This is a genomic window from Streptomyces sp. MBT65 (genome assembly GCF_016612545.1).
GTDB lineage: Bacteria > Actinomycetota > Actinomycetes > Streptomycetales > Streptomycetaceae > Streptomyces.
The window spans coordinates 1-6,901 of record NZ_JAENRY010000393.1; the positions used below are offsets into that span (position 1 = coordinate 1).

Annotated in this window: 6 protein-coding genes and 1 pseudogene; all 7 read right to left on the minus strand. The window is 70.9% G+C overall.

All coding sequences use genetic code 11. The annotated features are described in order from the left end of the window. Nucleotides 1-540, minus strand: a pseudogene (locus JHN63_RS45995) (hypothetical protein); the annotation flags it as partial. Next, entirely contained in the window at nucleotides 537-1,103 is a 567-nt protein-coding gene (locus JHN63_RS46000; RefSeq protein WP_200691094.1) for a phage tail protein, read from the minus strand. The gene JHN63_RS46000 and the pseudogene JHN63_RS45995, both read right to left, overlap by 4 nt. A gap of 31 nt (nucleotides 1,104-1,134) precedes the next feature. After that, a complete protein-coding gene (locus tag JHN63_RS46005; protein ID WP_200691095.1) occupies nucleotides 1,135-3,093 on the minus strand; it encodes a putative baseplate assembly protein in 1,959 nt (652 codons plus the stop codon). Nucleotides 3,094-3,096: 3 nt separating this feature from the next. Continuing rightward, the gene (locus JHN63_RS46010; RefSeq protein ID WP_200691096.1) at nucleotides 3,097-3,540 is read right to left on the minus strand and encodes a GPW/gp25 family protein; all 444 of its coding nucleotides are present in this window, start codon (nucleotides 3,538-3,540) and stop codon (nucleotides 3,097-3,099) included. Between the two features lie 61 nt (nucleotides 3,541-3,601). Next, a complete protein-coding gene (locus JHN63_RS46015; protein ID WP_200691097.1) occupies nucleotides 3,602-5,509 on the minus strand; it encodes a VgrG-related protein in 1,908 nt (635 codons plus the stop codon). Continuing rightward, entirely contained in the window at nucleotides 5,509-6,228 is a 720-nt protein-coding gene (locus tag JHN63_RS46020) for a LysM peptidoglycan-binding domain-containing protein (RefSeq protein WP_200691098.1), read from the minus strand. Before JHN63_RS46020 ends, JHN63_RS46015 begins: the two co-directional genes overlap by 1 nt. Before the next feature lie 20 nt (nucleotides 6,229-6,248). Further along, a complete protein-coding gene (locus tag JHN63_RS46025) occupies nucleotides 6,249-6,671 on the minus strand; it encodes a phage tail protein (protein ID WP_200691099.1) in 423 nt (140 codons plus the stop codon). Between the last annotated feature and the right edge of the window lie 230 nt (nucleotides 6,672-6,901).

Below are 6,901 nucleotides of genomic sequence, written 5' to 3' on the forward strand. Positions count from 1 at the left end.
GTCGGGGTGCCCGTAGGGGGCGTCGGGCGCGGGGTGGGTCGTAGGACCGCCGGACGGGTGCGAAGTCGTAGCCCCGGCGGACGGGTGGGGGGTCGTGACCCCACCGGCTGGGTGGGGAGTCGTAGCCGCACCGGACGGGTGGGAAGCCATGGACCCACCGGACAAGTGGGCAGTCGTAGAACCACCGGACGAGTGGGAGGCCGTAGAACCACCGGCGGTGTCCGCGGTCGCCGGGTCCTGGCCGGTGGGCGCGGCGACGGAGTCGTACGAGCCGCCGGCGGCCAGGGCGTCCAGGCGCAGGGACAGGGCGTCGAGTCGGGCCGCGGGGTCGTCCGAGGCCGAACTCCCCTGCGCCGGGACCCGGTTGGCCCGCGGGTCGTTCGTGTCCCGGCCCGCGCCGTCGGCCGTCGCGCTTCCCGCGGACCCGGTGCGTGCGCCCGCGCGGTCCGTCCAGCTCAGGACGGCACCGCAGGAGTCGCAGAACGACTGGCCCGGTTCCGCGCGGGTTCCGCATTCGGCGCAGCTCTGGGTGGTCGTCATCTCTCGGGGTTCCTTTCGGCGGGCACGGTGGTGGTGACCTGGACCGTGTACGGCATGTGGGCGGGGCGGGCGGCCGCCACGAGGGCGTCCAGCCGGTGGGTGTCCAGGGTGGTCGGCGCGGGCAGCCGCAGGTGGACGTGCAGCCGGGGGCTGCGTTCGCCGGGCACCGGGCCGAGCGGGCGGGCGTTCCAGTCGGCCGCGCCGCTCTCGGTGATCTCGGGTTCGACCCCGAAGGCGAGCCGGACGGCCTCGGCCAGTCCGCGCCGGGTGCCGCGGATACGGTGCAGATAGGTCGCGGCGGCCACGGCGGCCCGCAGCCGCGCCTCCGGCTCACTGCCGTCGGTCTCCGCCCCGACCCAACTCCCCAGCCACTGAACGAAGTCGAGCGGCGCGAGCGACGGCCGGAAGTACGTGTCGAGGCAGTCCAGCACATTCAGGATCGGCGCTACGACCTCGTCGAGCCCGGCGACGAAACGCTGGGCGAGGTCGTCGTCGGCGAACACGGCGGGCAGCATCGCGCCGATGGGCGCGGAGGAGCCGAGGCCGTCCACTGATCCCCTCAACGCGGGCCTCCCGAGTCGGAGTTGGTCGTGCTCATGCGCCGTCTCCGATCACGCGGACACGGTGGTCGAAGGAGAACACCAGCGACGGGCGCTCCAGGTCGATGCGGTCGGTGGGGTCGCCGCGCTTGCCGGTGAGTGGGTCGGCCGGGTGCAGGACGACCTCGTCGACCAGCTCGACGCCGGGCACGCGCTGGAGCACCGCGAAGACCTCCCCGGACTGCACCGGGCGCCCGAAGGGCCAGCCCTTGCCGTCCGATCCGCCGGTGAGCGGGTCGAGGTGACGGTAGAGGGCGTCGTGGGCCTGGCGGCGTACCCGGTCGGTGTCGACGCCCCGGAAGGCGTGGACCGTGGCGACCACGGTGATGCCCTGGTAGAAGGGCGGGCCGACCGCCAACCGGGTCCCGATCAGGCGCCGTTCGTCGAGATGCCGGGTGATGCGGTCCAACAGGGCGTCCCCGGGCACGAGTTGCTCGAACCGCAGGCGTCCACCGGGGTCGGGCACGGCCTGCGGGACCACCAACACCCGTACGGCGTAGGCCCCGTGCTCGCCCTCGTCGCCCTCCAGGCAGGTGATGCGGGCGGTCTCGGGGGCGGCCCGGCGGGACAGTTCCTCGTAGTCCCGGAGGGTGACCGCCCGCTCCTGGGCGCGCAGGGTGATCGGGGCGCGGGTCTTCGCCTCCTGGACCGTCTCGCCGTCCACTCCCCCGCGTGCCGCCTCCCTGTTGACGACCTCGGAGACGTACGGGATGGAGCTGCGCAGGATCTGTACCGCGCCGCGTGCCACGTTGCCGGCCCGGCCGCCGCCGGTGCGGTAGCGGCGGGCGCGGATCACCGCACCCTTGGGGGCGACCCCGCCGTACTGCCGCAGGGAGCCGTCGGGTTCGCGGACGGCCGGGCCGAAGGCGAGTTCGCCGGTGGCCGCGTCGAGGGTGATGTGCCGGTCGTCGGGGCCGGAGGCGGCGAAGTGCGGGACGACCTGCCAGTCCGTCCAGCCGTCGTGTTCGGCGGTCTGGAGGAGGAGCGGCGGGTTGTCGCCGACAACGGGGGTGTGGGCGAGCCGCAGTCGTTGCCCGGGCAGGCCGGTGGACTCGCCGAGCGCCTCGTCGTAGACGGTGTCCGCGTGGACGACGGTGGTGGTGCCGCCGATGGTGAAGGCCTCGGCGGAGCGGACGGTCGGCGAGAGGGTGTAGAAGGGCTGGTCGGGGTGGGGTTCGGTGACGCGGCAGCGCAACCACCCTGCTTCCTGGCCCCCGTTGCGGGACAGGGTGTGGCCGCCTGGGACGTGCAGGACGACCGCGCCGGGGCGGTTGAGGCCGCCGGTGCCGTCGCGGTCCACCTCGCACAGCTGCCAGCCGTCGGCGGTCCACGCCTCCCAGACCAGGGGTGGTTGGCGGGGGTCTACACCAACTCCGTCGACACGGCTGTCGAGTTCGAGGGCGAGGGCGCAGTGCGGGACGGCGGCGGTGAGACCGAACAGCATGGAGTCGCCGGGGTCGGGCGACTCGGCGAAGCACATCACGTGATTGCCCTCGGCCAGGTCGTGGGTGCGGTCGACGACCTGCTTGCCCCGGTGCTGCACGACGAGATGCCGCAACGCGCTGGGGACGACGGCGAGTTCGCGCTCGGTGGCGAAGACGACCGCCTCCTCGCCCTCGGTGCGCATCGTCGCCACCTCGGTGCCCAGCGGCACCTGTACCGGTTCCTCCTGGGGTGCCGAGAGCCAGAACGTGACGTCGGTGCGGGCGGCGGACGGCGGGAAGAGGGTGATGCCGACCAAGTCGAGGAAGGCCAAGTGGTTCTTGTCCGGTACCCGGTTGAGTCGGTAGACGATCTGGTCGGCCATGTGCGCGACCGTCTCGACGAGGGTGACGCCGGGGTCGGAGACGTTGTGGTCGGTCCACTCCGGGGCGCGCTGCTGGATGTAGCGCTTGGCGTCGTCGACGAACTGCTGGAAGCGGCGGTCGTCGAGGTTCGGGGAGGGCAGAGCCATCGGTCAGTTGTCGCTTTCAGCAGCCGTGCCGGGCGTGCCGGAGGTGTCCGGCTCGTCGTGGGACGGGATGACGTAGAAGGGGAAGACGAGGCTGCGCGGGTTGTTGGTGCCGCGGATCGCGTAGCGCACGTCGATGTACAGCACGCTCTGCTCGGTGCCCGCGGTGACCTCGACGTCCTCGACCTCGATGCGCGGCTCCCAGCGGTCGAGGCTGACGTGCACCTCGTGCTGGATCCGGCCCGCGGTCTGCTCGTTGACCGGCGCGAACACCAGGTCGTGGATGGCGCAGCCGAAGTCGGGCCGCATCGGGCGCTCGCCCGGCGCGGTGGACAGCACGAGCCGGATCGCCTCCTCGACCTCGCGCTCCCCGCTGACCAGCGCGATGCCGCCGGTCGGCCCGATGCGCAGCGGGAACGACCAGCCGGAGCCCACGAATTGTTCGGCCATCAGCCAACACCCGCCCGTTCCTCGCCCGTTGGGCCACTCATGTCCTTGCCCGTTGGGCCGCTCATGCCGGAATCACCATCGGGACCAGGCCGTTGAGGGTGACCACGCCCATGATCGGCACGGTGATGGCCCGGATGCCCACGTTGCCGATGGAGTTGACCTGCACGCTCCCGCCCGCGGTGAGCATCGCGTTGCCGAGCGCCTTCAGGTTCAGGGCGCCCATCGCGTCCAACGTGATCGCTCCGGTGGTCGACTTGACGTTGACCAGCCCGCGCCCCTCGATGTTCAGCGGCCCGCCGCTCTTGATCGTGAGACTGCGCCGCGCGCTGAGGGTGAGGCTGGTACCAGCCTCGACCGACACCGATCGGCTGCCCTTGATGGTGACGCTGCCCTTGCTGTCCACGACGATCTCGGTGTTCGTGCGGTCCAGTGTGATGGTCAACTGCTTGTCACCGGAGGCCAGTCGGACGCCCTGCTTGCGTCCGCCGGTCTTCTGGCTGAGCAGGTCCAGCCGGTTGCCGTCCCGGTCGGAGACGGTGTGCCGGCTCGCCTTCTTCCGTACTGCGTCGTGCAAGGGCACATCACTCACGACGGTCGGCTTGTCCTTGCCGTTGTAGAGCCCGCCGATCACGAAGGGGTGGTCAAGTGCCCCTCGGTCGAAGGCGACCAGCACTTCGTCGTTGACGTCCATCGGGAAGACGCCACCGCCACCGAGCCCGCCCCACTGCACGGTCCGCGTCCAGTCGCTGACGTAGGTGTCGTCCAGCCACGGGAACTGCAACCGCACCCGCCCCTGTTTGAGCGGGTCGTTCACGTCCGTGACAAGGGCGTTGGCGACGCCGGGCAGTCGGGGCGCGGTCTCCGAACCGCCCGAGGCGAGCCCGTACAGCGAACGCCACTGCCGTCCGCTGACCGTCACCCAGGTCTCGTAGTGCTTGCCGTCGCCGAAGACATGCCGTACGGACGTGGCCGTGTACTTGCCCTCGAAGGGCGCCCCTACGTCGGCCAGCGCGACCGGAACTCCCGGGCGCAGCTTGGGATTTCCGCGCGCGACGACCTCCAGCTCGGCGAAGGAGGACGTCACGTCGTCGGCGAGGGCGTCGGCGGCGAACTTGACCTCGGTCTGCTTGTCGTAGGGCGTGCCCGTCTCGACCAGCTTGGCCGTCTTGAACTTGCCGGCCGCCGCGCCCGGGGTGGTGCCGATGCCGATGGCCGGGTTGGAGGTGCCGGGCGAGGTGGCGGTGAGCTTCTTCTTGGTGGTGACGTCCCAGCCGCGCGCCTCTACGCTGCCGACCTGGTCGGCGGCGGTCACGGCGGCCCGCAGCCGCAGGATGTCGTGCCCGGCCTGGAGTACGAACGGGCTTTTGTCGCCGTCGGTTTCGGGCGACGGCGCACCGGACGACGGTTTCGGCTGCACGAACTGGAACTTGCCGTCGGCGTCGACCGACATGACCATCTCGTTCTCGTCGGCGAGCCGGGCGAGAAAGTCCCAATCGGTCACGTTGGACTGGGAGATGAACTCGTAGACCGTGCGCGTCGAGGTGATCCGGCCGATCGGCACACCGTCCTGGGCGGCCAGTTTGCGGGCGATGTCGGAGGCGCTCTGGTTGCGGTAGGCGGCCACCCGGCGCTGCCGCAGCAGCCGGTGCCCGAAGTCGTAGCCGCGGACGACGGTGAAGGTGCCGGTGCCGTCGTAGTCGGCTTCAAGTCCCGTGACTTCACCGGTGAGCAGCGGATCGGAGGCACCTTGTCCGTCGGCCACCGGCGCGATGACGACCTTCGTGCCGAAGGTGACCCCCAGCTTTCCGAGGATCAGGCGGTACGGGTCCCGGAAGGTGAGCCGGAACGCGGCGGGCACGCCGACGCCCTGGTCGACGTAGCTGTCGACGAGATAACGGGCGTACTCGGAAGGGATCTTGGCGCCGCCGAGCTTCACCTCGACGACGTTGGAGAACGCGGACTTCACCATCAGGAACGCACCTCCTCGGCGGCGGGCAGCACGAGTTCGACACCGTTCGCGAGCCGCGTCGGGTCGTCGATCCCGTTGGCCTCGGCGATCGCCCGCCACGCGGCGGAGTCGCCGTACTCCCGCCAGGCCAGCGACTGCAGGGAGTCCCCCGCCACGACCCGGTGGACGCGCTGCGCGGTGAGCGCGCCCGAAGTCGGGTTCTGGCCCTTGGTCTTGCTCGGTATCTCGTGCAGTTGCAGCCGGCAGGTGGCGCGGATGGGCACGCCGGTCGTCCCGAAGAGCGAGTACGCGGCCTCGACGGAGGAGACGTAGGCGGTGAAGCGGGCGGTGGAGAAGGACCCCCACTGGAACACCACCCAAGGCGGTGAAGGCTGTTTGGCGGCAATGGACTTGGTGGTCACGTCGCAGCACGCGAGGAGCGACTCGACCTTCTTCAGCACCGAGTTGCTGGTCGGTTCGTCGGAGGAGTCGAGGAAGATCTCCACGCCCATCTCGCGCGGCTGCGAACCCATGAACTCCGGTACGGAGCCGTCCCGTTCGATCTGTGCCGGGGTCGTCTTCCACTGGGCGCGGCGGGTCAGCGACAACTGCGCCGGGTTGAAGTCGAAGGCGAAGGTCTTGATGAGGCCGCCCGGGGTGGTGCTGCCTCCGACGGGCGGCTCGTGAATGGCGAGACTGGCACGGACGAGACTCTTGCCCGCGCCTCTGCTGGTGGCCATGGTCTGCTTCCCGCCCCCGCTCAGTCCGTGAACCCGTGGTGGGCGATCTCCAGCACCTCGGTGGCGACCGCGGGTCCGGCCGGGTCGAGGGAGGGGCCCTGCCAGCTCACCGGCAGCACGTCGATCAGCCCCCAGTGCGCGACCTCCGAACCGTCGGCGCGCAGCGCCGCGATCTGGCCCGTGGGGCGCTTGATCCCGGTCTGCACGGAGGAGATCCACTTGGCGACCTTCGCGGTGTCCGGGGTGAGCGGGCGGGTCAGCCGGATGGTGGAGAAGGTGACGCGGGTGGGGAGTTGCCAGACGAAGCCGTTGTTGCCGCCCTCCTGCCGGTGCTCGATCTCCACCGTCGACGACAGCCCGTCGCACCCGTTGAAGTAGCCGAGGCTCTCGCCGTCGATGCTGAGGGTGAACCAGATGGTGGAGCCCGGGTCGAGGCGGGACATCGGGGGTGGGCCTTTCTGTCGTTGCGGGGCGCTGCGCTGCCGTGCGGTGCGGTGGCGGTTCAGTGGCGGGGGTCGCGGAGTTTGCCGATCCGTTCGCGGTCCAGGCGGAGTTCCGTGCGGATCAGGCGGGTGATGCGGCCGATGATCCTGTGCACGAGTTCGTCGAGCTGGAAGTCGGTGAGGTCCCGGGGGTCGAACTGGCCGGCGGGGATGGCTTCGTAGCTGGGGGG

Excerpts from the sequence above, each read along its gene's own strand:
- JHN63_RS46005 (WP_200691095.1), bottom strand. The coding sequence starts at position 3,093 with ATGGCTCTGCCCTCCCCGAACCTCGACGACCGCCGCTTCCAGCAGTTC.
- JHN63_RS46010 (WP_200691096.1), bottom strand. The coding sequence starts at position 3,540 with ATGGCCGAACAATTCGTGGGCTCCGGCTGGTCGTTCCCGCTGCGCATC.
- JHN63_RS46015 (WP_200691097.1), bottom strand. The coding sequence starts at position 5,509 with ATGGTGAAGTCCGCGTTCTCCAACGTCGTCGAGGTGAAGCTCGGCGGC.
- JHN63_RS46020 (WP_200691098.1), bottom strand. The coding sequence starts at position 6,228 with ATGGCCACCAGCAGAGGCGCGGGCAAGAGTCTCGTCCGTGCCAGTCTC.
- JHN63_RS46025 (WP_200691099.1), bottom strand. The coding sequence starts at position 6,671 with ATGTCCCGCCTCGACCCGGGCTCCACCATCTGGTTCACCCTCAGCATC.